Source organism: Mycobacterium sp. SMC-4 (assembly GCF_025263265.1).
GTDB lineage: Bacteria > Actinomycetota > Actinomycetes > Mycobacteriales > Mycobacteriaceae > Mycobacterium.
In genome coordinates this window covers 3,148,498-3,174,373 of record NZ_CP079869.1, presented here as the reverse complement: position 1 = coordinate 3,174,373, position 25,876 = coordinate 3,148,498, and the positions used below count along the sequence as shown (strand labels likewise).

25 protein-coding genes are annotated in these 25,876 nt (G+C 68.7%); 15 read left to right on the top strand and 10 right to left on the bottom strand.

All coding sequences use genetic code 11. The annotated features are described in order from the left end of the window. Positions 1-34: 34 nt before the first annotated feature. Complete coding sequence (locus tag KXD98_RS15120) at positions 35-1,183, bottom strand: hypothetical protein (protein WP_260759196.1); 1,149 nt, start codon at positions 1,181-1,183, stop codon at positions 35-37. A gap of 64 nt (positions 1,184-1,247) precedes the next feature. Between KXD98_RS15120 and dop the strand changes: the two genes are divergently transcribed. From dop to prcA, 4 genes are all read left to right on the top strand, one after another. Beyond that, positions 1,248-2,759, top strand: coding sequence for a depupylase/deamidase Dop (gene dop / locus KXD98_RS15115; RefSeq protein ID WP_260759195.1), 1,512 nt, complete (start codon positions 1,248-1,250; stop codon positions 2,757-2,759). Positions 2,760-2,884: 125 nt separating this feature from the next. Further along, a complete protein-coding gene (locus KXD98_RS15110) occupies positions 2,885-3,079 on the top strand; it encodes a ubiquitin-like protein Pup (RefSeq protein ID WP_046365221.1) in 195 nt (64 codons plus the stop codon). Then, entirely contained in the window at positions 3,076-3,954 is an 879-nt protein-coding gene (gene prcB, locus KXD98_RS15105) for a proteasome subunit beta (RefSeq protein WP_260759194.1), read from the top strand. Before KXD98_RS15110 ends, prcB begins: the two co-directional genes overlap by 4 nt. Further along, the gene (gene prcA / locus KXD98_RS15100) at positions 3,951-4,694 is read left to right on the top strand and encodes a proteasome subunit alpha (protein WP_260759193.1); all 744 of its coding nucleotides are present in this window, start codon (positions 3,951-3,953) and stop codon (positions 4,692-4,694) included. The genes prcB and prcA overlap by 4 nt, the downstream gene beginning before the upstream one ends. Here the strand turns inward: prcA and KXD98_RS15095 are convergent. Together KXD98_RS15095 and KXD98_RS15090 are read right to left on the bottom strand one after the other, a co-directional pair. Next, on the bottom strand, positions 4,691-6,274 hold the full coding sequence (locus tag KXD98_RS15095) for an alpha/beta hydrolase family protein (protein ID WP_260759192.1): 1,584 nt from the start codon (positions 6,272-6,274) through the stop codon (positions 4,691-4,693). The genes prcA and KXD98_RS15095 overlap by 4 nt on opposite strands. Then, entirely contained in the window at positions 6,271-6,549 is a 279-nt protein-coding gene (locus KXD98_RS15090) for a hypothetical protein (protein ID WP_260759191.1), read from the bottom strand. Before KXD98_RS15090 ends, KXD98_RS15095 begins: the two co-directional genes overlap by 4 nt. A 117-nt stretch (positions 6,550-6,666) precedes the next feature. Here KXD98_RS15090 and pafA point away from each other — a divergent pair, with 117 nt between their 5' ends. The 7 genes from pafA (at position 6,667) to KXD98_RS15055 (ending at position 14,927) form a co-directional block, all read left to right on the top strand. Then, the gene (pafA, locus tag KXD98_RS15085) at positions 6,667-8,025 is read left to right on the top strand and encodes a Pup--protein ligase (protein ID WP_260759190.1); all 1,359 of its coding nucleotides are present in this window, start codon (positions 6,667-6,669) and stop codon (positions 8,023-8,025) included. A gap of 43 nt (positions 8,026-8,068) precedes the next feature. Next, positions 8,069-9,067 carry a YafY family protein gene (locus KXD98_RS15080; RefSeq protein ID WP_260759189.1) on the top strand — a complete coding sequence of 333 codons (999 nt, stop codon included), beginning with the start codon at positions 8,069-8,071 and terminating at the stop codon, positions 9,065-9,067. Further along, positions 9,064-10,050 carry a YafY family protein gene (locus tag KXD98_RS15075; protein ID WP_260759188.1) on the top strand — a complete coding sequence of 329 codons (987 nt, stop codon included), beginning with the start codon at positions 9,064-9,066 and terminating at the stop codon, positions 10,048-10,050. Before KXD98_RS15080 ends, KXD98_RS15075 begins: the two co-directional genes overlap by 4 nt. 30 nt (positions 10,051-10,080) lie before the next feature. Further along, complete coding sequence (tatA, locus tag KXD98_RS15070) at positions 10,081-10,338, top strand: Sec-independent protein translocase subunit TatA (RefSeq protein WP_260759187.1); 258 nt, start codon at positions 10,081-10,083, stop codon at positions 10,336-10,338. 77 nt (positions 10,339-10,415) lie between these two features. Next, positions 10,416-11,366 carry a twin-arginine translocase subunit TatC gene (gene tatC / locus KXD98_RS15065; RefSeq protein ID WP_260759186.1) on the top strand — a complete coding sequence of 317 codons (951 nt, stop codon included), beginning with the start codon at positions 10,416-10,418 and terminating at the stop codon, positions 11,364-11,366. Then, on the top strand, positions 11,350-14,103 hold the full coding sequence (locus tag KXD98_RS15060; protein WP_260759185.1) for an RNA helicase: 2,754 nt from the start codon (positions 11,350-11,352) through the stop codon (positions 14,101-14,103). Before tatC ends, KXD98_RS15060 begins: the two co-directional genes overlap by 17 nt. Positions 14,104-14,141: 38 nt before the next feature. Beyond that, positions 14,142-14,927, top strand: a complete 786-nt coding sequence (locus KXD98_RS15055) for a DUF4333 domain-containing protein (RefSeq protein ID WP_260759184.1) — start codon at positions 14,142-14,144, stop codon at positions 14,925-14,927. 4 nt (positions 14,928-14,931) lie between these two features. On the opposite strand, the gene KXD98_RS15050 is transcribed toward KXD98_RS15055, so the two are convergent. Further along, complete coding sequence (locus tag KXD98_RS15050) at positions 14,932-15,897, bottom strand: 5'-3' exonuclease (RefSeq protein ID WP_260759183.1); 966 nt, start codon at positions 15,895-15,897, stop codon at positions 14,932-14,934. 30 nt (positions 15,898-15,927) lie between these two features. On the opposite strand from KXD98_RS15050, the gene KXD98_RS15045 reads away from it, so the two are divergent. Next, positions 15,928-17,058, top strand: coding sequence for a Xaa-Pro peptidase family protein (locus KXD98_RS15045; protein WP_260759182.1), 1,131 nt, complete (start codon positions 15,928-15,930; stop codon positions 17,056-17,058). A 7-nt stretch (positions 17,059-17,065) separates the two neighbouring features. On the opposite strand, the gene KXD98_RS15040 is transcribed toward KXD98_RS15045, so the two are convergent. After that, complete coding sequence (locus tag KXD98_RS15040) at positions 17,066-17,491, bottom strand: F420-dependent biliverdin reductase (protein ID WP_260759181.1); 426 nt, start codon at positions 17,489-17,491, stop codon at positions 17,066-17,068. A gap of 34 nt (positions 17,492-17,525) precedes the next feature. Between KXD98_RS15040 and KXD98_RS15035 the strand changes: the two genes are divergently transcribed. Both KXD98_RS15035 and cbiE read left to right on the top strand, forming a co-directional pair. Then, positions 17,526-18,275: an SDR family NAD(P)-dependent oxidoreductase gene (locus KXD98_RS15035; protein WP_260759180.1), complete on the top strand. Its 750-nt coding sequence runs from the start codon at positions 17,526-17,528 to the stop codon at positions 18,273-18,275. Continuing rightward, entirely contained in the window at positions 18,272-19,465 is a 1,194-nt protein-coding gene (gene cbiE / locus KXD98_RS15030; RefSeq protein ID WP_260759179.1) for a precorrin-6y C5,15-methyltransferase (decarboxylating) subunit CbiE, read from the top strand. The genes KXD98_RS15035 and cbiE overlap by 4 nt, the downstream gene beginning before the upstream one ends. Here the strand turns inward: cbiE and KXD98_RS15025 are convergent. Continuing rightward, entirely contained in the window at positions 19,428-20,516 is a 1,089-nt protein-coding gene (locus tag KXD98_RS15025) for a phosphotransferase family protein (protein WP_260759178.1), read from the bottom strand. The genes cbiE and KXD98_RS15025 overlap by 38 nt on opposite strands. Before the next feature lie 16 nt (positions 20,517-20,532). Beyond that, the gene (locus KXD98_RS15020; RefSeq protein ID WP_260759177.1) at positions 20,533-21,147 is read right to left on the bottom strand and encodes a TetR/AcrR family transcriptional regulator; all 615 of its coding nucleotides are present in this window, start codon (positions 21,145-21,147) and stop codon (positions 20,533-20,535) included. Between the two features lie 148 nt (positions 21,148-21,295). Between KXD98_RS15020 and KXD98_RS15015 the strand changes: the two genes are divergently transcribed. Continuing rightward, entirely contained in the window at positions 21,296-22,645 is a 1,350-nt protein-coding gene (locus tag KXD98_RS15015) for an FAD-dependent oxidoreductase (protein ID WP_260759176.1), read from the top strand. Here the strand turns inward: KXD98_RS15015 and KXD98_RS15010 are convergent. Genes KXD98_RS15010 through cobG form a run of 3 tightly spaced genes read right to left on the bottom strand, consistent with a single transcriptional unit; the run spans position 22,627 to position 25,871 of the window. Further along, complete coding sequence (locus tag KXD98_RS15010; protein WP_260759175.1) at positions 22,627-24,114, bottom strand: precorrin-2 C(20)-methyltransferase; 1,488 nt, start codon at positions 24,112-24,114, stop codon at positions 22,627-22,629. The two genes, KXD98_RS15015 and KXD98_RS15010, sit on opposite strands and share 19 nt — an antisense overlap. Then, positions 24,111-24,737, bottom strand: coding sequence for a precorrin-8X methylmutase (locus KXD98_RS15005; RefSeq protein WP_260759174.1), 627 nt, complete (start codon positions 24,735-24,737; stop codon positions 24,111-24,113). The genes KXD98_RS15010 and KXD98_RS15005 overlap by 4 nt, the downstream gene beginning before the upstream one ends. Before the next feature lie 9 nt (positions 24,738-24,746). Further along, positions 24,747-25,871: a precorrin-3B synthase gene (cobG, locus tag KXD98_RS15000; protein ID WP_260759173.1), complete on the bottom strand. Its 1,125-nt coding sequence runs from the start codon at positions 25,869-25,871 to the stop codon at positions 24,747-24,749. Between the last annotated feature and the right edge of the window lie 5 nt (positions 25,872-25,876).

Genomic DNA, 25,876 nt, shown 5'->3' with positions numbered 1-25,876 from the left:
TATTGTGCGCGATCGCCGCGGATCGCACCGGATCTCAGCCGGACTTGGTGGCGGTGCGGTATCGGTCCCGCGCCACCAGAGTCAGACGGAGGTCGTCGAGGAGTGGCTCGACGAAGCGGGTGCGGTACTCGCTGTCGCCGACGGCACGCGCCGCCAAGTACATGAACGTCAGCGCGGTCAGGAACATCGTGAGCTGGATCAGGGCCTGCGGAATCGGCAGCGTCATACCCAGGATCTGGCCGTCGGACGGGCCGCCGCGGGTGAGAGCCGCCAGCATCTCGGGGCTGACCAGGATGAGCCCGAGCACCAGGAACAGCAGGCCGGTCACCAGCGCCACCGTCATGACCTGCACGATCTGCGAGAGCGCCAGCACGAACCGCACGTTGAGCCGCTCGGACCTGGACAGCGCCACCCGACGCGGACGGTCGGGCATCGTCTCGAACGGCGTCCCGACGAGGTTGGCGGCGTCTTCGGGGCGTTTGGCGTCGGGTAGCAGGATCGGCCGGACCCGCGCCAGTGTGCTCGACAGCAGGAACGACACCGCGATGGTGAACAGGAACAGCAACGCCAACCACAGCCGGGCGCGGCTGACGGTGGAGGCCATCGTCCACACTGGTCCGTTGAAGAAGACCAGGACCGTCAGCAGCATCACCGGCAGCGCCCCGAGCAGCAGATCTCCGACTGACGCCAGATTCGCCAACATGATCCGCACCGCCCAGCCCAGGATCGCCCCGACGCCGGTGGCGGTGCACGCCAGGATCAGCCCCACCACCACCGCCTCGATGACCAGGTCGACCAGTAGCCGCGGTGTCGGCCCTCCGACTGCGGCGCTGATCATCACCACCGCGACCGACACGGCCGAGACCACGCTGCGCAGCCGGTCATCGGCGACGCGCGATGTCAGCCACCCGGTCAACGCGGCCACTGGCAGCACCGCCACGATGCTGGCCAGCACGAACCACTCGGCGCGGGTGGGGGCGCCCGCAATGTCGATGGTGTGCTGGCCGGTCGCCAGCACGAACACCAGGGAGAACGTCATCACGACCGCATAGCCGGCCAACCCGGGCGCGGAGCGCTGCCACACCCGCCGCACCAGCGCTCCGGGGCGCAGCACTGCCGGCAGGCCGCGCTCCAGAAACCAGCGCTCGGCAAGCACGCGCTGCTGGCGGTCGATCGTGGTCATGACCGCCCAATCTCACCACAGGCTGCCGTGCCAGGCGGTTATCGCGATGTCTAGGGTGGGCGGTATGCAAAGGATCATCGGAACGGAGGTCGAGTACGGCATTTCGTCGCCGTCTGATCCGACCGCGAATCCGATCTTGACGTCCACCCAGGCGGTGCTGGCCTACGCCGCAGCCGCCGGCCTTCAGCGCGCCAAACGGACCCGGTGGGACTACGAGGTGGAGTCGCCACTTCGCGACGCCCGCGGGTTCGATCTCAGCCGGTCCTCGGGTCCGCCGCCGATCGTCGACGCCGACGAGGTCGGTGCGGCGAACATGATCCTCACCAACGGCGCACGCCTGTACGTCGACCACGCCCACCCTGAATACTCCGCACCGGAGTGCACCGATCCGATGGATGCGGTGGTCTGGGACAAGGCCGGTGAGCGGGTGATGGAGGCCGCGGCGCGCCACGTCGCCAGCGTTCCCGGCGCGATCAAGCTGCAGCTCTACAAGAACAACGTCGACGGCAAGGGCGCGTCCTACGGTTCGCACGAGAACTACCTGATGAGCCGCCAGACGCCGTTCTCCGCGGTGATCGCCGGGCTGACTCCGTTCCTGGTGTCACGCCAGGTGGTGACCGGCTCCGGCCGGGTCGGGATCGGCCCGTCCGGCGACGACGCGGGATTTCAGCTCTCGCAGCGTGCCGACTACATCGAGGTCGAGGTGGGGCTGGAGACCACCCTCAAACGCGGCATCATCAACACCCGCGACGAGCCGCACGCCGATGCCGACAAGTACCGGCGCCTGCACGTCATCATCGGTGACGCCAACCTCGCCGAAACCTCGACCTATCTGAAGCTGGGCACCACCTCGCTGGTGCTCGACCTGATCGAGGAAGGCCATCAGATCGGCATCGATCTGTCGGACCTGGCGCTGGCCCGGCCGGTGCACGCGGTACACGTGCTCTCCCGCGACCCGGCGCTGCGGGCCACCGTGGCCCTGGCCGACGGCCGTGAACTGACCGGTTTGGCGCTGCAGCGGATCTACCTCGACCGGGTCGCCAAGCTGGTCGACAGCCGTGATCCCGATCCGCGCGCATCGCACGTGCTCGAGACCTGGGCGCATGTGCTCGACCTGCTTGAGCGCGATCCCATGGAGTGCGCAGACCTGCTGGACTGGCCGGCCAAGTTGCGGCTGCTGGAGGGGTTCCGCCAGCGCGAGAACTTGAACTGGAACGCACCGCGGCTGCATCTGGTCGACCTGCAGTACTCCGACGTCCGGCTGGACAAAGGCCTTTACAACCGGCTGGTCGCCCGCGGGTCGATGCAACGTCTGGTCACCGAGCAGCAGGTGCTCGACGCGGTGGACAATCCGCCCACCGATACCCGGGCGTACTTCCGTGGCGAGTGCCTGCGCCGGTTCGGCGCCGATATCGCGGCGGCGAGCTGGGATTCGGTCATCTTCGACCTCGGCGGAGACTCCCTGGTGCGCATCCCGACGCTGGAGCCGCTGCGCGGAAGCAAGTCCCATGTGGGTGCGCTGCTGGATTCCGTCGACAGCGCCGTGGAGCTCGTCGAACAGCTCACCACCACCTGATGGATGACTGATGGATGAACCCGATCGAGCTATCCCCGGCAATCCCGGGGCCGACCGGTAGTGTGGAGGAACTGGCGGGCGAGGGAATTGGCCCGCCACGATGAAGACTGACGCAGGAGGCAGCGATGGCTCAGGAGCAGACCAAGCGTGGCGGCGGGGGCGGCGAAGACGACGACCTCACCGGCAGCACGGCCGCCGGCCAGGAGCGCCGCGAGAAGCTGACTGAGGAAACCGACGACCTGCTCGACGAGATCGACGACGTCCTGGAGGAGAACGCCGAGGACTTCGTGCGCGCATACGTGCAGAAGGGTGGACAGTGACCTGGCCGCATAACGATCATTCGGCCTTACCGTCCGCGCTACCCCTGACCCACACCGGTGTGAACCTGTCGTCGTTCAGTGATTTCCTGCGCCACCAGGCGCCTCACCTACTGCCCGGTGCGGGACCGATGCCGAGTGACGCACTGCCGCACGGCACCACCATCGTGGCGCTGAAGTTCCCCGGGGGCGTCGTGATGGCGGGGGACCGCAGGGCCACTCAGGGGCACATGATCGCCAGCCGCGACGTGCAGAAGGTCTACATCACCGACGACTACACCGCCACCGGTATCGCCGGCACCGCCGCGATCGCGGTGGAGTTCGCCCGGCTCTACGCCGTCGAGCTCGAGCACTACGAAAAACTCGAGGGTGTGGCACTGACCTTCCCCGGCAAGGTCAACCGACTGTCGACCATGGTGCGAGGCAACCTCGGGGCGGCCCTGCAAGGTTTCGTGGCGCTGCCGCTGCTGGCGGGCTACGACCTCGATGACCCCAACCCCGAGGCGGCCGGTCGCATCGTGTCGTTCGACGCTGCGGGCGGCCACAACCTCGAAGAGGAGGGCTACCAGTCGGTCGGGTCAGGCTCGATCTTCGCGAAGTCATCGATGAAGAAGCTGTATTCGCAAGTCAGCGACGGGGATTCCGCACTGCGGGTAGCCATCGAGGCGCTGTACGACGCCGCCGACGACGACTCCGCAACCGGTGGCCCGGATCTGGTGCGAGGAATCTTCCCGACCGCGGTGATGATCACCGCCGACGGCGCGGTCGAAATCACCGAGGAGCAGATCGCCGCGGTGTGTCGCGAGATCATCGACAACCGTTCGCGGGAAGACACGTTCGGACCCGACGCCAGGCCGTTGCGAGGTGACGAACTGTGAGCTTTCCGTATTTCATCTCGCCCGAGCAGGCGATGCGCGAGCGTTCCGAGCTCGCCCGCAAGGGAATCGCGCGCGGCCGCAGCGTGATCGCGCTGGCCTACGCCGACGGCGTGTTGTTCGTTGCGGAGAACCCGTCGCGGTCGCTGCAAAAGGTCAGTGAGCTCTACGATCGGGTCGGCTTCGCGGCCGTGGGACGGTTCAACGAGTTCAACAACCTGCGCAGCGGTGGAATTCGGTTCGCCGACACTCAAGGCTACGCCTATTCGCGTCGGGACGTGACCGGCCGACAGTTGGCCAATGTGTACGCCCAGACGCTGGGCACGATCTTCACCGAACAGGCCAAGCCCTACGAGGTCGAGCTGTGTGTGGCCGAGGTGGCGCACTTCGGCGAGACCAAAGCCCCCGAGCTGTACCGCATCACCTACGACGGGTCCATCGCCGACGAGCCGCATTTCGTCGTGATGGGCGGCACGACCGAGCCGATCATCGCCGCGCTGGGCGAGTCCTACACCGAGAATGCCTCGTTGGAGGACGCGGTGGCGATCGCGGTCGCGGCGCTGACGGCCGGTGGAAACGGGACCGAGCCCCGCACGCTGGGCCCCGCGACGCTGGAGGTGGCCATCCTCGACGCCAACCGGCCCCGGCGAGCCTTCCGTCGCATTACCGGTGCCGCATTGGAAGCGATGCTGCCGCAGGCTGATTCGGCTACCGAGGATGATTCGGCGGGCGACACGTCCTAAGAGTCGCCGGCGATGACGGCCAGGATCGTGCGCCATGCATCGGAAGGCCGGTTGAGCATCCCGCTGTGTGCGCCCCACCCCGCCACCGGCCCCCCGTCGTCGTAACGACCGGTGCCCAGCACGGTGACACCGGGCATCGTGTCCGGGTCTGCGCCGTGCGGGCCTCCGCGGATGCCCTGCACCAATTCGATGAAGTCGCCGGGTGCGGTCATCGAGTACCGCAGCACGTCGGGGTTCCGGTTGCGCCAGTCCGACGGATCGTCGACCCCGACCCCGGCGCCGGCCGCGGCCAGAAACAGCGTGCGGTCTGACGTCAGACCCAGCGTCTCGGCGGTGCCGACGATCGAGCCGCCGTAGGAATGGCCGATGACGGTCACCGGGATGCCCGGAGCGACAGTGCGTTCGACGTCCTCGCTGAAGGCGACCAGCCGAGGCGCCATGTCCAGCGCGTAGCGCGGATCCGCGGCGTGCCGCCACACATCGGTCGGGTCATCGACCTGAGGGAACGGTCCACCGAGGTAGGTGATCATCGCGACCTCGCCCCGGCTGCCTGAAACGAAGCGGCGTGCGGTTGCGGTGTTGGCGGCAGACCCGTCCATCGTGGTGTTGACCCCCGGAACCAGGACGGCCACGGCGCGCGCAGTGGACAGGTCACCGTTGAGTTCGACCAGCGACGCGCGCTCGGGGTCGAAAGCGATGATCTGGCGCTGAATCCGGCCACCGGCACCGGCCGGGTCGTCGACCTCGCCGAGCAGGTCGCGGTAGACCGCCAGGCGACGCCGCGAACCCTCATCGCGCCCGTCCTCGGAGAGGATCGCGGCAGCGAGGTTCACCCGGTTCGCCCGCGACCTCATCGTCCACGGCACCCCGTCGGTGTTGCCGACCTGTCCGGGAAATTCGGCGACCAACTGGTCGCGCTGCTGCGGCGTCATCGCGGCGACCTGGGCGGCGATCCGGTCCTGGCCCATCCTCGGCCAGGCGTCCACCACCTGGCTCGCCGTCCACGCCCCCGCCGGAACGGTGGACGCCGGCCCGGACGCAGGCGCAGACGCGGTGGCGAATGCCGCGGCGATGTCGGCGGCCGTGTCGAGGTCGGCGTCACCGAGACGGCGCAGCGCGTCGCCGATATCCACGCTCAACCGTCGGGCCCGAGATCGCAGCATCTCTGCCGCCGCCGAGGGGTCACCTCCGGCCAGCATCGTCAGCAGCGGTTGCGGGTCGCTGTCCGCGAGCACGGTCCCGTTGTCACTGACCGGTAATCCGTCGCGCGCTGCGGCATCGACCAGCGCCAGCACCTGCCGGCGGGCTACGGCGATCTGCTCGGCGCCGTCCAGGGCCGCGACCGAGGCGGCGATCAGAACCCGTGCCGCCCTGGCGGCGTCGGCGGCAACCCGATCGGCCTGCCGGCGGGCGGCGTCGGCCGCGGCGCCGGTCCAATGCTCGCGGCTGCGTTCGACCGCGCCGGCCGCACTTTCGGTGTCGGCGACCAATCGGCGTGCAGCATCGTCCCAGCTCGCGGCCAGCCGCGACAACGCTTCGGGGTCCCACGCCCGGGCCTGTGCGACGGTCGGTCTGCTCACCGCCGATCGAACCGCTCACCGTTGGCGGTGTCGGCCTGGACGAACGCGTCGGCGGCGGCTCGCGCAGCAACCGCCCACCCGTGTAGTGCACTCGACAACTGCTCGACATGCGGCTCCAGGGATTGTGACGTCGCCACACCACTGACCGCTGAGCCCGGCAGTGCGGCCGGTTCCAAGCGCGGCCACGCGATGGCCGCAACCCGGTCGGCCGCGTCGTCGACGTGGTCGACCAGCCCGGCGAGGCGAACGAGATCGACCTGCGTGATTTCCCCCATGGCTCATGCTGGCAGGTCCCGCACCACGCCCACCCCGGTTATCCACAGGCGCATCGGCACGGCCGGTCTCGCAGTGTCGGACACCACACCAGCCGGGCAACCAGTAGTCTCGATGAGGTGCAGCGACGAATCATGGGCATCGAGACGGAATTCGGTGTCACCTGCACGTTCCACGGCCATCGTCGGCTCAGCCCCGATGAGGTCGCCCGCTATCTGTTCCGCCGGGTGGTGTCGTGGGGCCGCAGTTCCAACGTCTTCCTCCGAAACGGTGCTCGCCTGTATCTGGACGTGGGCAGCCACCCCGAGTACGCCACCGCCGAATGCGACAACCTCGCCCAGTTGGTCACCCACGACCGCGCCGGTGAGCGGGTTCTGGAGGACCTGTTGATCGACGCCGAGCAGCGGCTCGCCGACGAGGGCATCGGTGGGGACATCTACCTGTTCAAGAACAACACCGACTCGGCCGGCAACTCCTACGGCTGCCACGAGAACTACCTGATCGTGCGTGCCGGTGAGTTCTCCCGGATCTCCGATGTGCTGCTGCCGTTCTTGGTGACCCGGCAGCTGATCTGCGGTGCGGGCAAGGTGCTGCAGACGCCCAAGGCCGCAACCTTCTGTCTGAGCCAGCGCGCCGAACACATCTGGGAAGGGGTCTCCAGCGCGACGACCCGTTCGCGTCCGATCATCAACACCCGCGACGAGCCGCACGCCGACGCCGAGAAGTACCGCCGACTGCACGTCATCGTCGGCGACTCGAACATGAGCGAGTCCACCACGATGCTCAAGGTCGGCTCGGCCTCGCTGGTCCTGGAGATGATCGAGGCCGGGGTGGCCTTCCGCGACTTCTCGCTGGACAACCCGATCCGCGCCATCCGTGAGGTCAGCCACGATCTGACCGGACGGCGGCCGGTGCGTCTGGCCGGTGGCCGGCAGGCCAGTGCGCTGGACATCCAGCGCGAGTACTACACCCGCGCCGTGGAGTATCTGCAGACCCGCGAACCGGATCCGCAGATCACCCAGGTCGTCGACCTGTGGGGTCGCCAGCTCGACGCGGTGGAAAGCCAGGACTTCGCGAAAGTGGACACCGAGATCGACTGGGTGATCAAGCGCAAGCTGTTCCAGCGCTACCAGGATCGCTACGACATGGAGCTCTCCGACCCGAAGATCAGTCAGCTCGACCTGGCTTACCACGACATCAAGCGCGGACGCGGGGTCTTCGATCTGTTGCAGCGCAAAGGTCTTGCCGCGCGCATCACCACCGACGAGGAGATCGAGGCCGCCGTCAACACCCCGCCGCAGACCACCCGGGCCAAGCTGCGGGGCGAGTTCATCAGCGCAGCGCAGGAAGCCGGCCGCGACTTCACCGTCGATTGGGTGCACCTGAAGCTCAACGACCAGGCTCAGCGCACCGTGCTGTGCAAGGACCCGTTCCGCTCTGTCGACGAGCGGGTCAAACGGCTCATCGCGAGCATGTGAGTCGCGGTTCTTGCCATCTCCGGCGGGCTCTAAGCTCTTAGCCGTGGGGGTCTCCAAGGTTGAGCGGTTGATGAACCTCGTCATCGCGCTGCTGTCGACGCGCACGTTCATCACCGCCGAACGCATCCGCGAAACCGTGCACGGCTACCGCGAGAATGCCAGCGACGACGCATTTTCCCGGATGTTCGAACGCGACAAGAACGAGCTGCGCGACCTGGGTATCCCGCTGGAGACGGGCCGGGTATCGGCGAGCGACCCGACCGAGGGCTACCGGATCAACCGGGAGGCCTATGCGTTGCCGGCGGTTCGTCTCACTGCCGAAGAGGCCGCCGCGGTGGCCGTGGCCACGCAGCTGTGGGAGTCACCGGAGCTGATCACCGCGACTCAGGGTGCGCTGCTGAAACTGCGGGCCGCGGGTATCGACATCGAGGCGGCCGACGACCTCAACGTGATGATCACCTCGACGGGGGCACTGCCAGGCCTGCGCGGCTCCGAAGGGGTTCTCGGCGTGCTGCTGTCGGCTGTCGATGCCGGGCAGGCGGTGCAGTTCCCGCACCGGGCCTCGCGCAGTGACCCGTACGTCACCCGCATGGTGGAGCCGTGGGGTGTCGTGACCGACCGGGGACGCTGGTACCTGGTCGGCCACGACCGCGACCGGGATGCGGTACGCACATTTCGGTTGTCCCGCATCGGGTCCGAGGTCACCCTGATCGGAGAGCCGGGCGCGGTGCGCAAGCCCCCCGGAGTGGACCTTCGCGAACTCGTCGCCCGGGTGGTGGGTGAGTGGCCCGACGCCGGTCAGGCCAGGGTGTGGGCCGCCGCTGACCGCGCATTGGCGCTGCGCCGGCGCGCGACGGCGACGACACCGCTGACTCTGGACGGACGACCCGGAGACGAACTCACCGTCGAGATCGGGATGTTCGATCGGCTCGCCCGTGAGGTCGCCAGCTACGGAGCCGATGCGATCGCATTGGAGCCCGAGGCGCTGCGCGCCGAGGTGATCGCCCGCCTCAGCGCACAGGCGAAGGTGGCCGGTCCATGACGACATCGGTCAGTACCCGACTGGTTCGGCTGCTCAACATGGTGCCGTACTTCCAGGCCAACCCGCGTATCAGCTACGCCGAGGCCGCCGCCGACCTCGGCGTCACCGTCAAACAGCTGCGCGACGACCTCACCCAGTTGTGGATGTGCGGGCTGCCCGGCTACGGCCCGGGCGACCTGATCGATTTCGATTTCTCCGGCGACACCATCGAAGTCACCTTCTCTGCCGGTATCGACCACCCGCTGCGCCTGACCTCGCCGGAGGCCACCGGCGTCCTGGTCGCCTTGCGCGCGCTGCTCGACGTGCCGGGAATGGTCGATCCCGAGGCTGCGCGCAGCGCGATCGCCAAGATCGAGTCCGCTGCCGGGCACGCCGGCCCGCAGGGCGATGCCGCCGTCGACGAACCGGCCCCGATCGAAAGCGAGGCCGCCGCGGCGGTGCGCACCGCGGTTCGTGCGGGTAAGGCACTGGCCATCGAGTACTACTCCGCCTCCCACGACGTGCTCTCCAGTCGGGTCGTCGACCCGATCCGGGTGGTCCTCGTCGCCGACCACAGCTACCTGGAGGCGTGGTGCCGTACCGCGGAGGGTGTGCGGTTGTTCCGGTTCGACCGCATCGTCGACGCTCGGGTGCTCGACGAGCCGGCGCTGCCGCCGCAGCCCGCCGTTGCGGCTGAACCGGACACCTCGCTGTTCGACCCCGACACCGCCGATCCGGCGCTGCCGACCGCCACCCTACGGATCAGCCGGTCAGCGGCCTGGATGTTCGACTACTACCCGCTGCGGGTGTTGCGTGAGCATCCCGACGGCTCCTGCGACGCGGCCATGACCTACGCCTCCGACGACTGGATGTCGCGCTTCGTGCTCGGCTTCGGCTCGGCGGTCGACGTGCTCGAGCCCGCGGCGTTGGCCGAACGGGTCCGTTCGGCAGCCGCCGCTGCGCTGGCGGCCTATCAGGGCAGCGGTGCGGCAAGAACCGAGTAGACTCGGCGCAGAGGTCTGGAGGTAACGAAATTGGGTGGTCTCTCACCGTGGCACTGGGCCATCGTCATCGCCGTGTTCGTGCTGCTCTTCGGGGCCAAGAAGCTCCCGGACGCCGCACGTTCGCTCGGTAAGTCGATGCGCATCTTCAAGTCCGAGATCAAGGAAATGCAGGCCGAGTCGAAGTCGGACTCGCCGACCCAGATCACGTCTGAGCGTGTTTCTGAGGGCACCGACCGCAGCGCGGAACCGGCACCGTCCGAAACCTCACCGGACCAGCGCTCAGCCTGAACGGGTCGACTCGCGTGCCGCGGTGCCAGCTCCGCGGTGGTGATCACGCGCCTGAGAGCAGCACCTAGCCCACCGCCGTGCAGATCCCTGGAATCTTCAAGAAACTCGATCCGCGTCGGCGTCGTTCGCGGGTCAACCCCGACGGCACCATGTCTCTCGTCGAGCACCTCACCGAGCTGCGTTCCCGGCTCCTGATCTCGGTGCTCGCGGTGGTGCTGACCACCATCGTGGGCTTCGTGTGGTACGGCCACGGATTTTTCGGTCTGCCCAGCCTGGGTGACTGGTTGCGCGGACCTTACTGTGCGTTGCCGGACTCTGCTCGGGCCTCCATCACACCCGACGGGGAATGCCGGTTGCTGGCCACCGCGCCCTTCGACCAGTTCATGCTGCGGCTGAAGGTCGGCCTGACGGCGGGCATCGTGCTCGCGTGTCCGGTCTGGCTGTATCAGCTGTGGGCGTTCATCACACCAGGGCTCTACGCCAAGGAGCGTCGCTTCGCGGTGGCTTTCGTCACCGTCGGCGCGGGGTTGTTCGTCGCTGGAGCGCTGCTGGCCTATGTGGTGCTGGCCAAAGCGTTGGGCTTCCTGTTGACCATCGGCAGTGACGTTCAGGTGACCGCGCTGTCCGGTGAACAATATTTCGGTTTTCTGATCAACCTGCTGCTGGTGTTCGGCATCAGCTTCGAGTTCCCGTTGCTGATCATCATGCTCAATATGGTCGGGGTGCTGACCTACGAGAGACTCAAGGCGTGGCGCCGCGGGTTGATCATGGGTGTGTTCGTCTTCGCCGCATTCGCCACCCCGGGTTCGGACCCGTTCTCGATGTTGGCATTGGCGCTGGCGATCACCGCGCTGATGGAGTTCGCCATCCAGGTGGCCCGGTTCTCCGACAAGAGCCGGGCCCGTCGCGCCGCGCTGAACTCGGTGGCCGACGACGAAGCGGCTCCCATCGATTCAGCCGAGCCACTGGAAAGGCCGTCGGCGGTGCCCACACCGTCGCGACTTGTGGTCGATGACGACGCGACCTGATCCCGTTCCGGCGCAGCCGCAGATCGCTGCATTCACCGCGCTACTCTCCTTCGAGCTCGACGATTTCCAGCGCCGCGCCTGTGAGGCGCTGGCCAATGGGCACGGGGTACTGGTGTGCGCCCCCACCGGTGCCGGCAAGACGGTGGTGGGAGAGTTCGCGGTCCATCTGGCGCTGGCCGCCGGGCGAAAGTGCTTCTACACCACGCCGATCAAAGCCCTGAGCAACCAGAAGCACAACGACTTGGTGCGCCGCTACGGCCCCGAACGCATCGGTCTGCTCACCGGAGACCAGGCCATCAACGGCGATGCCGATGTCGTGGTGATGACCACCGAAGTGCTGCGCAACATGCTCTACGCCGATTCTCCCGCCCTGCACAACCTCTCCTACGTCGTGATGGACGAGGTGCACTTTCTGGCCGACCGGATGCGCGGCGCGGTGTGGGAGGAGGTCATCCTGCACCTGCCCGAAGAGGTGCGGCTGGTGTCACTGTCGGCCACGGTCAGCAACGCCGAGGAGTTCGGTGGCTGGATCCAGACCGTCCGCGGCGACACCGCAGTGGTGGTCGACGAGCACCGACCGGTGCCGTTGTGGCAGCACGTCCTGGTCGGCAAGCGGCTGCTCGACCTGTTCGACTACCGCGGCGCCGACGCGGCCGTGTCCACGCGCGGACCGGCGGTAGACCCGGAATTGCTGCGCCACATCGCCCACCGGCGCGAGGCCGACCGGCTGGCGGACTGGCAACCACGCGGTCGGGGCCGGCCGAGCATCTACCGCACGCCGGGGCGGCCCGATGTGATCTCGGTGCTCGAGCAGCGCGACCTGCTCCCTGCTATCACCTTTATTTTCTCCCGTATCGGCTGCGACGCCGCGGTCAAGCAGTGCCTGCGGTCGTCATTGCGGCTGACCACCGACTCCGAACGGCGCCGCATCGCCGATATCGTCGACCGGCGCACCGCCGAGCTCAACGACACCGATCTGGTGGTGCTGGACTTTCACGAGTGGCGGGAAGGTCTGCTGCGCGGTCTGGCCGCCCACCACGCCGGCATGCTGCCCACGTTCCGCCACACCGTGGAGGAACTGTTCACAGCAGGTCTGGTCAAGGCGGTATTTGCCACGGAGACACTGGCTTTGGGTATCAACATGCCCGCCCGCACCGTCGTGCTGGAGCGGCTGGTGAAGTTCAACGGCGAACAGCACATGCCGCTGACGCCGGGGGAGTACACCCAGCTGACCGGTCGAGCGGGTCGGCGGGGTATCGACGTGGAGGGCCACGCCGTGGTGTTGTGGAACCCCGAGGTGGATCCGGCCGAAGTTGCCGGGCTGGCTTCCACGCGGACCTTCCCGCTACGGAGTTCTTTCGCACCCACCTACAACATGACCATCAACCTGGTCCACCAGATGGGTCCACAGCAGGCCCATCGGCTACTGGAACGCTCGTTCGCGCAGTATCAAGCAGACCGCTCGGTGGTCGGCCTGGTGCGTGGTGTCGAGCGTGGCGAACGGATGCTCGACGAGTTGGCCACCGAGTTCGGCGGCCGTGATGCGCCGATCCTGGACTATGTGCGCCTGCGCGCGCAGCTCACCGCGCGGGAGAGATCGCAGTCCCGGGCGTCGCGGCTGCAACGACGGCAGGCCGTCAACGACGCCCTGGCTGCGTTGCGCCGCGGCGACATCATCTCGATCACGCAGGGGAAACGCGGGGGACTGGCCGTCGTGCTCGAACCCGCACGCGACGACGAGGATCCGCGACCACTGGTGCTCTCCGAGCACCGCTGGGCGGGGCGCATCTCGTCGGCGGACTACACCGGCGCGGCGCCGCCGGTGGGCAGAATGACCCTGCCCAAGCGGGTGGAACACCGTAATCCGCGGATACGGCGTGATCTGGCATCGGCGGTGCGCTCGGCGGCAGCCGGGCTGGACGTGCCGTCGGCGCGGGCCCGCCGCACCGGGCCTGCGCCCGAACCCGACGTCGACCCGGAACTGGCGGCGCTGCGCAACCGGATACGTGTCCATCCGGCCCACGGGCTGACCGACCGGGAAGACCGGGCCCGTGCGGCAGAGCGCTATCTGAAGATCGAGCGGGACAATGCAGCGTTGCGTAAGAAGATCGAAACGGCGACCAACTCGTTGGCGCTGACCTTCGATCGCATCGTGGTGCTGCTGACCGAGCGCGGCTTCATCACCGGCGCCGAAGGGGACACGCCGGCGGTGACCGACGCCGGACGGCTGCTGGCCCGCATCTACAGCGAAAGCGATCTGCTGGTCGCCGAGTGCCTGCGCAGCGGAGTGTGGGACGACCTGGATCCAGCCGAGCTGGCCGCGGCCCTGTCTGCGGTCGTCTACGAGTCCCGGCGGGACAGCGGATCAGGAGAGCGAGCCGAGGTGCCGACGGGTCGGCTGCGCCGCGCCCTGAACCAGACCCGCCGGCTGTGGGCGGAGTTGCGCACCGACGAGCAACGGCACCGGATCAGCCACAGCCGCGAACCCGACGACGGTTTCGTCACTGCCATCTATCGCTGGGCGCGCACCGGTGATCTGGCATCGGCGCTGTCGGCGTCCGACACGGCGGGCAACGGATCAACCATGTCGGCCGGCGATTTCGTGCGATGGTGCCGCCAGGTACTCGATCTGGCTGATCAGGTCCGCGGCGCAGCGCCGTCGCCTGTGTTGCGGGCAACGGCGAAACGCGCCATCAACGACGTCCGGCGCGGCGTCGTTGCTGTTGATGCCGGGTAGGGTGTGGCCCAGCAGGCACGGCACGACCAAGGAGAGAAATGAGCGGACCGCAGGGATCTGATCCGACGCAGCCGTGGCCGGGTCAACAGCCTGAGTCGGGCGCGGAGCAACCGACCGGAGACGCGACCGCCAACCAGGGTTGGCAGCCGCCGTCTGGGTCGGAGCAGGCGCAGGCGCCCGGGGGCGAGCAACCCCAGTGGCAGCCGCCGGCCTACACCCCGCAGCAGTATCCGCAGTATCAGCAGCCGCAGTACCCGCCGACCGACCAGTACGGGCAGCCGTCCGGCTACCCCCCGCAGGGTCAGTACGGACAACCGGGCTACGGCCAGCCCTATGGTCAGCCGGCGCCCGGATACGGCCAGCAGCCCGGCCAGTTCGGCCAACAGCCGGGCCAGTTCGGCCAGCAGCCCGGGCAGTTCGGGCAGCAACCCGGCCAGTTCGGCCAGTACCCGGGCTACCCCTCGCCGGGGTCAGACGACGGCTCGAAGCGTTCCCTGGCGGTGATCGGCACCGTCGTCGGCGTGCTGGTGGGTGTCGTCGTCATCGCGGTGCTGGTCATGGGCTTTTGGCGGCCCGGGTTCTTCGTCACCACCAAGCTCGACATCGCTGCTGCCGAGCAGGGCGTCCAGCAGATCCTGACCGATGAGACCAACGGCTACGGCGCCACCAACGTCAACAATGTGACGTGCAACGACGGCGTCAGCCCGACCGTGCGCCGCGGCGACACCTTCGAGTGCGAGGTCAGCATCGATGGCACCATTCGCCAGGTCACGGTGACCTTCCAGGACGACAACGGCACCTACGAGGTCGGTCGGCCCAGGTAGGCGCTCAGTCGGGCAGTTTGTCGAGCGCCGCCTGCAGTCGACCGATCGACGACGACACGCCGTAGCGTTCGGCGAGTTCGGCCACTTTGCGGGGATGGCGGGCCGCCAGCGGCAATGTGTCGCTGTCAGTGGAGAAGTCCACGTCGCAATCGGTGGCCACCCGGACAACCGAGGTGGCGGCCGCGATGTAGTCGGCGGCGCTGCGCAACTTGCTGCGGTGTGACCTCGACAGCAATGAGCGGGGGTCCTCCGCGGCGGCCAGGATCTGTTCCAGCGACCCGAATCTGGCCAGCAGCGACGCCGCGGTCTTCTCCCCGATGCCGGCCACACCCGGTAGCCCATCGCTGGGATCGCCGCGCAACAACGCCAGCTCGGCGTAGGCCGGCCCGGCCCGATCGACGGGCACCTGGTAGTTCTCGGCGACCTCGGACGGACCGTACTTGGTTGCCTTGGCCAGGCCGCGGCCCAAATAGAGAACGCGTACCGGGACGGGCTCGTCTCGCACCAGCTGCAGCAGGTCGCGATCACCGCTGACCACCACCACCGGGTCCGCACGTTCGCGCTCGGCCAGCGTGCCCAGCACGTCGTCGGCCTCATGGTGTGGCGCGCCGGCGGTCGCGATGCCGAACGCGTCGAGGATCTCGAAGATCATGTCGACCTGCGGGGTCAGATCGTCGGGGATCTCCTCCACGTCGGGTTCATCGTCGGGACTCTCCTCGACCACCCGATGCGACTTGTAGGACGGGATCAGGTCGACCCGCCACTGCGGGCGCCAGTCGTCGTCGCGGCACACCACCAGCCGGTGCGGTTGTTCGCGGGTGATCACCGTGGCGACCGCATCGAGGAAGCCACGCAGCGCGTTGACCGGCCGGCCATCGGGTGCGGTGATCGATGACGGGACACCGAAGTAGGACCGAAACCACATGCTCGCGCCGTCGAGGAGCACCAGAGGGGCAGTCACCCCCGACATCCTGCCAGGGTGCTGACTAGCCTGATGGTCATGTCCGACGGTCGATTCAGCACTGATGTCTACGCCGAACGGATGACGGCCGCCGCGCGGGCTGCCGCCGACGCCGGGCTGGCGGGTCTGGTCATCACGCCCGGATACGACCTGCGGTACCTCACCGGTTCCCGCGCGCAGACGTTCGAACGGCTGACCGCACTGGTGGTGCCGGCCACCGGCGACGCCACGATCGTGGTACCCCGCCTGGAGCTCGCCGCGCTGAAGGACTCCGCGGTGCCCCAACTAGGTGTCACGGTGCGCGACTGGGTCGACGGCGATGATCCCTATGCTCTGGTCGCCGATGCGTTCGCCGGATCGCCGCAGCCTTCCGTGGCGGTCACCGAATCGATGACAGCGCTGCACCTGTTGCCGTTGGCGCAGACGCTCGGGGTGGTGCCGCTGCTGGCCACTGACGTCATGCGCACACTGCGGATGATCAAAGACGGTGCCGAGCTTGACGCGCTGCGCGCCGCCGGTGCGGCGATCGACCGCGTGCACGCCCGAGTGCCCGAATTCCTCGCTCCCGGCCGCACCGAAGCCGAAGTGGCCGCCGACATCTCCGAAGCAATTGTCGCCGAAGGACATTCGGCGGTGGCATTCATCATCGTCGGCTCCGGACCGCACGGGGCCGACCCGCATCACGAATGCTCGGATCGGCAGCTGCGTGAGGGGGACATCGTCGTCGTCGACATCGGCGGTCCGTACGGGGTCGGCTACAACTCCGACTGCACCCGGACCTACAGCATCGGCGAACCCGACGACGAGGTGCGTCGACGGTACGGGGTCCTCGAGGAGGCGCAGCGCGCGGCGGTGGCCGCGGTACGCCCCGGGGTGAGCGCCGAGCAGGTCGACGCCGCGGCGCGCGACGTCCTGGCTGCCGCCGGGCTTTCCGAGGCATTCGTGCACCGCACCGGCCACGGCATCGGTCTGTCGGTGCATGAGGAGCCCTATATCGTCGCGGGCAACTCGCTTCCGCTGCAGGAGGGCATGGCGTTCTCGGTGGAGCCGGGAATCTACTTCGCCGGCGAATGGGGCGCGCGGATCGAGGACATCGTGATCGTCACCGGCTCCGGTGCCGAACCGGTGAACAACGGCCCACACGGCTTGACCGTGGTGCCGGTGCGCTGACGGGCCATCAGCTCTGGCCGCGGTCAAGCAGGCTCGACGAACCCAGCACCCGCTCGATCTTGACCTCGATCACGACCCGCCTCGGGTTCGGACGCGGGGTGCGGTAGCGCTGGGCGTAGCGCAGCTCGGCGTCGCGCACGTTGTCGCTGTCGGTGCGGACCTTCGACTTGCCTTCCAGGGAAAGCCACCGGGCTCCGTCGACCTGGCTGAGCACCGCCACTCCGCGATGCTCGGCGTTGACCGCCTTCTGCGACCCACCCGTGGTGATCACCCGCGCGATGTGGGTTTGCGGGTCGAAGGTGAACCCCACGGCCACGACGTGCGGGGACCCGTCGTTGCGCAGCGTGGTCAGCATGGCCAGGTGACGCTCGGTCAGAAAGGCCAGCGCGTCGGTGGTCAGCTTGGTAGTCGCCTTGCGACCGGGTGTAGACATCGGCCCCACGCTAGCGCAGGCGATAATCGCAGCCGTGGATGACACGATGGCCGGCCCGGTCGTGATCTTCGGCGGGCGTAGTGAGATCGGCACCGAGCTGGCCCGCCGGCTGGCCGGGGACGCGACGGTGATCCTGGCTGCGCGCCGTGCCGACGACCTCGGCGAGCAGATCGCGGCGATGCGGCAGGCCGGCGCGGCGGCGGTGCACACTGTCGAGTTCGACGCCGACGATCTGGTCTCCCACTCCGAGGTGGTCGACGCGATCATCACCGGCCACGGTGCCATCGGCGTCGCGGTGCTGGCGTTCGGCGTGCTCGGTGATCAGGCACGCGCCGAACGCGATCCGAGCCATGCCGCGGCAATCGTGCACACCGATTTCGTCGCGCAGGTCAGCCTGCTCACCGTGCTGGCTGACCGGATGCGCGCGGCCGGCGGAGGGACGCTGGTGGCGTTCTCCTCGGTGGCAGGTGTGCGGGTGCGTCGGGCCAACTATGTGTACGGATCAGCCAAGGCGGGCCTGGACGGATTCTGCAGTGGGATGGCTGACGCATTGCACGGTTCGCGGGTCCGCCTGCTGGTGGTGCGTCCGGGTTTCGTGATCGGGCGGATGACCGAAGGCATGGCGCCGGCGCCGTTTTCCGCCACGCCCGTCGAGGTCGCCGAGGCCGCCGTGCGAGCCCTGCGTCGTGGCCGTTCACAGGTGTGGGTGCCGTGGATCCTCAAACCGGTGTTCGCGGTCATGAGACTGTTGCCGCAAGCGATCTGGCGGAGGCTTCCGCGGTGAGCAGGATCGTGGTGGTCGGGATCGGCGCCGACGGTGTGACCGGGTTGGCGCCGGCGTCACGTGCCGAACTGCAACGGGCCACCGTCGTTTACGGGTCACCGCGCCAGCTCGACCTGCTCGACGGGTCGGTGTCGGCGCAGCGGCGGACCTGGCCCTCGCCGATGCTACCGGCGCTGCGCGGGCTGCTCGACGGCACTGACGGCGACGTGCACGTGGTTGCCAGCGGCGATCCGCTGCTGCACGGAGTCGGGACGTCGCTGATCCGGTTGCACGGGACCGGCCGGGTGACGGTGCTGCCGCACGTGTCGTCGGTGACGCTGGCGTGCGCACGGCTCGGCTGGGCCGTGCCGGATACCGAGGTGATCAGCCTTGTCACCGGCCACACCCGCACCGCCGTGCGGCGCGGCGGGCAGGCCGTCGTGCTGTCGCGAGATGGGTCCACGCCCGTCGCGCTGGCCGGGCTGCTGGTAGCCACCGGCCGGGGCGATTCGCAGATCACCGTGCTCGAGCAACTCGGCGGCCCGGCCGAGCGTCGCCGCGCTGCCACCGCGCGCGAGTGGGCCGACCAGGCGCCGGCCGACGTTGACGACCTCAATGTGATGGCCGTGTTGTACCTGCCCGACCAGCGTCGCGGCGCAGCGTTGCCCGATGACCTGTTTGCCCATGACGGTCAGATCACCAAGCAGATGATGCGTGCGGTGACACTTGCTGCCTTGGCGCCGCGACCCGGAGAATTGCTGTGGGACGTCGGGTCCGGGTCGGGCAGCATCGCTGTCGAATGGTGCCGCAGCGCCCCGGCGTGTCGTGCCGTGGCCTTCGAGCGCGACGAACGGCGGCGCGACCGCATTGTCGAAAACATCACCGCCCACGGCGTTGATGTAAACGTCAGCGCCGGCGCGCCGAAGTCTTTCGCCGCCGCCTCGACACCCGACGCCATCTTCGTCGGCGGCGGGGTGAGTCAGCTCGGCTTGCTGGGCGCCTGCTGGGAAGCGTTGCCCGACGGCGCGCGACTCGTCGCCAATGCCGTCACCGTGGAGTCCGAAGCCGTTCTCGCGCAGTGGCATTCACAATACGGCGGGGAACTGCGGCGCTACCAGCACTATCAAGGCGAAGCGGTCGGATCGTTTTCCGGCTGGCGTCCGGCGATGCCGGTCACACAGTGGTCGGTGACGAAGCCTGATACGACCTGACCAGGTCGATCGTGTCCAGGTCGCGGATCGCCCGGCAGCCGCGGTGCAGCATGGTCAGCATCATCTCGTCGCCTCGCTCGGTGGACGACGCGAACGCGGTGCCCAGCGCGGTGATCAGCGGTGCTTGCAACACTCCGAGCCGGTAGTCGTGCCAGCAGGTGTCGATGTCATAGCCGCTGACGCCGTGGCCGGACAGCGCGGCGTGGTAGCGCCGCACCAGGTCGCGTTCGACGCCGGCTCGGGTCTCCGGCAACAGACTGGTCGCGGTGAAATAGGCAAGATCTCGGCTGGGGAGCCCGAGCCCGAGAGTCTGCCAATCCACGACGGTGACGCGGGTGCGGTCCGGGTCGTAGAGCAGGTTGTCGAGCCGATAGTCACCGTGCATCAGCGAGAATCTGTCGGGCACCGCGAGGAGCCAGGGCGTGACCAGGCCCATCGAGGTCAGCAGCGTGTCCCGGTCCTCGTCGCTGATGGAAGCGCCGAGCTTGTCCAGCGTGATGTCGGCCGCCATCTTGGCCACTTCGCCCATCCCGCCGGCGGCGGCCTCATCGCCGGGCTTGGGCATCACGATCGAGGGCATGTCGAAGTAGCGCCGGTCGTTCCAGGTCGGCCCATGCAGCCCGGCCAGCGCCTCGACGGCCAACACCGCCTCCTGGGGGGTGCACCCGGCGATCTGGTCGCCTTGCTCGGCAGGCGCCATGTCAGCCAACACCAGTACGAAATCCTTTCCGTCAGAGGAAATTTCGCTGTAGTAGCAATCCGGCGCGGGGATGGCCACATCCTTGGCGATGGTGGTGTAGTAGTCCACCTCGGAGACGTATCCGAGAGCCACCCGCTCCCGCACCTGGTCATCTTGGGCGGGCAGCTTGACCGCGAAAGTCTTTGGTGGAGTGGGCAGTTGGGCAGTTTGCAGGTAGCTGGCGGTGACGCGGTAGGTGGCGCCGGTCTGGCCGGTGCCGATGGCGACCACCTCCACAGCGCCGACACCGGTGTCCAGCACCGAGCTCAGCCACTCGGCCGTGAGGTCCTCAGGTTTGCGGGGTATCGGCACTCGGACCGCCTTCCTTTTACTCGCCGTCGCCGGCGTAGATCGCGCGCAACCAGATCGTCTCGGCCCCGGCCAGCAGTTCGGCACGGCTCAACCGGCCGCCGACCGTGTAGCGCTCCATCAACCTGTCGTTGAATTCCAGCAGCATGCTGGCCAGCACCTCGGCTGCCGCGCCGGCGGGTGCGCGCCCCTCGGCGCGTTCGCCGGTGATCACCGCTGCCACCGAGGCGACGAACGATTCCCGCGCGTCGTCCCAGACCCGGCGGATCGCGGCGCTGGTGGCGCGGGCCTCCAACATCGCCTGCAGGAGGTATCGGTGGTGGTCGACGGTGTCGAGCAGCGCTTCGAGCATGCCGCGGATCCGATCGCGGGGCCCGCTGCCGGTATCGCTGAGCAGGTTGCCGGCCATGAATCCGTCGTCGTACATCGGTTCCAGCAGCGCGGCCACCGCAGCGGCCTTGTTCTCGAAGTAGAAATAGAACGCCGAACGCGTGACGCCGGCCTGTCGGGCTACGTCAGCGATGTTGAGTCCGTCGAATCCCGACTCGCGGAGATGATGATCCAGCGATTCCAGGATCGCGGTGCGGCGTAGGTCGCTCTTCTGCGGCTGGCGCCGGTCGGTCGGCGAGCGCACCGGTAATCCAGACTGCACGGGCGGCGCCTTCCGTTCCTGACCTTGTCGCGCGACCCTAGCCGGGGCTTCTGACGACTGTCAACGATGTGAGACGACTGTCAACGATCAGTCGCGAGACGTCGGAGCGTCGGCGTGGTACCAACACCGTATGCCCCCGACGTCGCGGCGCGCGTTTGCGCTGGGACTGGGCGCCGGTCTTGCCGGGCTGGCCGTGCCTCCTGCACTGGCCGGCTGCTCGGACGGTCGCGATCTCGCCGGCGAACGCATCGTCGTCGTGGGTGCTGGGATGGCAGGCTTGGCCGCGACGCGCAGGCTTGCCGACGCGGGAGTAACGGTCAGGGTGCTGGAGGCCCGCAACCGGGTGGGCGGGCGGACCTGGACCGACACCTCGTTGGGCGTACCGATCGATGTGGGCGCGGCGTGGTTGCACGGCACCCGGGACAACCCTCTGACGAACATCGCCGAACAAGCAGGCGCGCGTACCGTCGAGACCGACTTCGACAACGTGGTGGTGCTCGACGGCGGCGCACCGGTTGGCCCGGCTGCCGTCGAGGCCGCGATCGGTGCCTGGCCCGACGTGATGGACGACCTCTACGCCACAGCGGCCGACGCCTCCGTTACCGCCTCCGTCGCTGATGCCCTGGACGGGCGGGTCGACCTCGACGACCCGCTCGTCCAGTGGTGCCTCGCCTCGACCATCACCGCCGAGTACGCCGCGGACCCGGCGGACCTGTCGCTGCGCTGGTTGGGCAGCGAGGATCAACTCGATGGTCCCGACGTCCTGCTGCCCGGCGGTTACACACAGCTCGTCGAGTACCTGGCCGATGGCCTGGACGTCACGCTGGACTGCGCGGTGACCGGCATCCGGTACGGCGGGTCCGTGGTGCGGGTGGACACCTCGCAGGGGGTCATCGAGGCAAGCCAGGTCATCCTCACCGTGCCACTGGGCGTGCTCAAGGCGGGGGTGATCGCCTTCGATCCGCCGCTGCCGCACGACAAGAGGCGGGCGATCGAGCGACTCGGGTTCGGTCTGCTCGACAAGGTCGTTCTACGCTTCGATGAGCCGTTCTGGCCGCGCGAGGTGGACATGGTCGGCATCCCAGGCCGCGACCAGCCGGTGTCGGATCTGGTCAACGGCTTGCGGTTCACCGACGTTGCGCTGTTGGTAGGGCTTCGCGGCGGCACCAATGCCCTTGCCCGCGAGGCGCATTCGGATGCTCGCACAGTCGCTGACGTGGTCGAATCTCTGCGCGCCCCGAAGCCCGTCGGGGCCGTTGTGACCCGCTGGGCGGCCGATCCCTACGCTCGTGGCTCCTACAGCTATCTGGCGGTCGGATCGAGCCCTGATGATCAGCGCACGCTCGCTGAGCCGGTCGGGGACCGGCTGGCGTTCGCGGGGGAGGCGACCCATCGACGGTTCTGGGCGACCACGCATGGCGCCTACCTCAGCGGTCTGCGGGAGGCCGACCGGATCCTGGGTCAGAAGCCGGTCGGGTAGTAGCGCGGGGTGAACACTCGGTCGGGTGTCCCGTCCGAGTCGGCCGGATGCCATTGGGTCTGTGAGGAGCCGACGATGAGCAGGCAACGCATATCGACCTGCGCCGGCTCCAGATCATTCAGGCGCACCACCGTCACCGACTCCGCAGGCCCGGCGACATCGCGTCCGATGACCACCGGAGTGTTCGGGTCGCGGTGGGCCAGCAGCAGCTGTTGCATGGCGCCGACCTGCCAGGTGCGGGTTCTGGACGCGGGGTTGTAGATCGCCAGCACCAGGTCGGCTTCAGCCGCGGCGCGCAACCGGCGCTCGATGATGTCCCATGGTTTGAGCCGGTCGGACAACGAGATGACCGCGTAGTCGTGGCCCAGCGGCGCGCCGACCCGGCTGGCGACCGCCTGCGCGGCGGTCATGGCGGGGATGACCCGTACCTCGACGCCCGGCCACTGCTTGGCCTCCTCGAGGACCGCGGTGGCCATCGCGAAAACGCCCGGATCGCCAGACGACACGACGGCAACGGTCCGTCCCTGCTGGGCGAGTTCGCAGGCCAGCCGAGCGCGGGCGGGCTCGTCGGTGTTGTCGCTGGGGTGGCGCTGTTGTCCGTCCCGGACCGGGACGCGGTCCAGGTAGGGGGCGTAGCCGATGAGATCGGTTGCCGCGGCCAATTCGCGACGGCATTGCGGGGTCGTCCACTGCGCGTCGCCCGGCCCGAGTCCGACCACCGTGACGCCGCCGGTGCCCGCCGGAACAGTCGGCCGCCCGACCAGCATGGCCAGCGAGAAGTAAGGCACCGAGCCGTCGTCGACGTCGGCGGCGGCCAGCACGCGCTGGCGGTCGGTGCTGGCCCGCTCGACGTAGAACGCGTCGTCGAGGCGGCCAGCCGCGGACAGAGCCTCGCGCACCCGCGGATATGACCGGCCGAGCTTCATGACCACCGCGGCGTCGGTGTCGGCCAGCCGGCGCGCCAGCTCGTCGGTCGGCAGGGTTCCGGGCAGGATGGTCAGCACCTGCTCGCCCTGCACCAGCGGGGTCGCCACGGCGGCCGACGCCGCGCTGACCGACGTCACTCCGGGCACGATGGTGGCGTCGAAGCGCTGTGTCAGCCGGGTGTGCATGTGCATGTAGGAGCTGTAGAACAGCGGATCACCCTCGGCGAGCAATGCGACGTCGCGCCCGGCGTCCAGATGCGCAGCGATGCGCTCGGCGGCCTCGCGGTAGAAGTCCTCCATCGCGCCGGCGTAGCCGCCGGGATGGTCGGCGACCTCGGTGGTCACCGGATAGACCAGGTGCTCCTCGATCTGGCCGTCACGTAGATACGGCGCGGCGATGCCGCGGGCGATGCTGCGGCCGTGCCGCGCGCTGTGATAGGCCACCACATCGGCGGCACCGATCACCCGCGCGGCCTTGACCGTCACCAGTTCTGGGTCGCCCGGGCCGAGCCCGACACCCCACAGCGTCCCGCGCCCAGTCATTCCTGTTCTGCCGCAATCGCGTTCACGGCTGCCGCGGCCATGGCGCTGCCGCCGCGTCGACCACTGACCAGCAGGTACGACATTCCTCTGGGGTCACCAATCAGCTCATCTTTGGACTGCGCCGAGCCGACGAACCCGACCGGTCCGCCCAACACCGCCACCGGCGCACCGACCCCCTCGTCGACGAGCTCGAGCATGCGGAACAACGCGGTCGGGGCGTTGCCGACGGCAAATACGGCTCCCGGCATTCGGTCGGCCCACAGGTCGACGGCCGCCGCCGACCGAGTGGTGCCCTGCTCGGCGGCCAGCGCGGCGGCGCGCGGGTCACCGACGAGGGATACGACCTCGTTGTCGGCGGGCAAGCGGGACCGGGTGATCCCCGCGGCGACCATCGACGAGTCGCACAGAATTGGCGCGCCGTCGCACAGCGCGGCGTGTGCCCTGGTCACGACGTCGTCGGTGTAGGCGATGTGCTCGGCGAGATCCACCTGGCCGCAGGTGTGGATCAGCCGCACGACCACGCGTGCCACGTCGTCGGGAAATCTTGCCAGGTCGGCTTCGTCGCGGATGGTCGCGAACGACTGCCGGTAGATCTCGGCGGCGTCGCGGATGTAGTCGAGCACGTGCTCACCCTAGAGGTGGCCCGACAACGGTCGATAACCGTCTCCGGTGGCGATCAGCACCTGCCCGGCGCCGGGGCTGCCGCACGCCCGTTCGCACCCGACGTAGTGGCGGTGAGTCACCTCTGCGGGGCCGGCGGCGCGAGCCGCGGCCGCAGCGTCGGCGCGCACATCGGCTGCAGACCGAGCGCAGCCGGGAACGCCGGTGCACGCGGAGACGTCCAGCCACGGCGAGTTCTCGTCGAAGATCAGGCCCCGTGGGGCCAGCACCCGCAACGCGGTGTCGGCGACACCTTCGTCCAGGTCGAACAGCAGGACCGACCGCCATGGCGTGACGGCCATCGGTGATGCCACCGCGGCCAGGAATCGTGCAGTGTGGGCGTCGAGCACGCCCAGGGGCACCGCGGCGCCCAGCGTGACGCGTCCGTCGTCCTGTTCGATCCAGCCGACGGGTGGCCGCGTCCGTGCCGGCCACGTGGCCCCCGGTGGCGCGTCGGGCTCTCGGTCGAGCACGGCCTCCGGGGCGGCGAGTTCGGCCACCCGCCACGCCGTTCCGCGCACATCGAGGAATCGATGTGCCAACGCCGTGAGTGTGCCCACCACCTGGTCGCGTGCCACCCGCAATCCGCTGTCGCGGCCGGCCAGCAGCACCGCCATGGTGGCGTCGCCGACGGCATGGACGGCAACGTCGGCGGCCAGTCCGGACACGTCGCCGCGGCCGTCGTCGAGGCCGAACAGGAACCGCCCCGGCAGCTCCGCCAGACGCGGGTCCTGCCGGATCGCCGCGTCCAGCGCGGCCACCAGCCCCCGGGTGTCGGTGAGGCCGCCGGAGCGCCCGGACAGCGGTGACGCGACGATGTTGCGCACCCGTTCGTGTGTCGGCGAGGGCAGAAGCCCGGCCGCCACGAGCGTCGCGGCGACCGCCCCGGTGTCCTGCACGCCGCGGATCTGCAGATTCCCGCGGGAGGTCAGTTCCAGCGTGGCCGAGCCGTGGTCGATCGCGGCCAGCGCCATCGCCTCCAACTGCGCAGCGCCCAGCACCCCACCGGGCAGCCGGACACGGGCCAACTCGCCGTCGGCGGCGGAGTGGGTCTGCAGCGCGCCCGGACAGGCGTCATCGTCCCGCGATCTGGCCACCTGTC

Bases quoted from the DNA above. Each gene is read 5' to 3' on its own strand.
- KXD98_RS15120 (WP_260759196.1), bottom strand. From the start codon at position 1,183: ATGACCACGATCGACCGCCAGCAGCGCGTGCTTGCCGAGCGCTGGTTT.
- dop (WP_260759195.1), top strand. From the start codon at position 1,248: ATGCAAAGGATCATCGGAACGGAGGTCGAGTACGGCATTTCGTCGCCG.
- KXD98_RS15110 (WP_046365221.1), top strand. From the start codon at position 2,885: ATGGCTCAGGAGCAGACCAAGCGTGGCGGCGGGGGCGGCGAAGACGAC.
- KXD98_RS15090 (WP_260759191.1), bottom strand. From the start codon at position 6,549: ATGGGGGAAATCACGCAGGTCGATCTCGTTCGCCTCGCCGGGCTGGTC.
- KXD98_RS15075 (WP_260759188.1), top strand. From the start codon at position 9,064: ATGACGACATCGGTCAGTACCCGACTGGTTCGGCTGCTCAACATGGTG.
- KXD98_RS15060 (WP_260759185.1), top strand. From the start codon at position 11,350: ATGACGACGCGACCTGATCCCGTTCCGGCGCAGCCGCAGATCGCTGCA.
- KXD98_RS15055 (WP_260759184.1), top strand. From the start codon at position 14,142: ATGAGCGGACCGCAGGGATCTGATCCGACGCAGCCGTGGCCGGGTCAA.
- KXD98_RS15050 (WP_260759183.1), bottom strand. From the start codon at position 15,897: ATGTCGGGGGTGACTGCCCCTCTGGTGCTCCTCGACGGCGCGAGCATG.
- KXD98_RS15045 (WP_260759182.1), top strand. From the start codon at position 15,928: ATGTCCGACGGTCGATTCAGCACTGATGTCTACGCCGAACGGATGACG.
- KXD98_RS15040 (WP_260759181.1), bottom strand. From the start codon at position 17,491: ATGTCTACACCCGGTCGCAAGGCGACTACCAAGCTGACCACCGACGCG.
- KXD98_RS15015 (WP_260759176.1), top strand. From the start codon at position 21,296: ATGCCCCCGACGTCGCGGCGCGCGTTTGCGCTGGGACTGGGCGCCGGT.
- KXD98_RS15010 (WP_260759175.1), bottom strand. From the start codon at position 24,114: ATGACTGGGCGCGGGACGCTGTGGGGTGTCGGGCTCGGCCCGGGCGAC.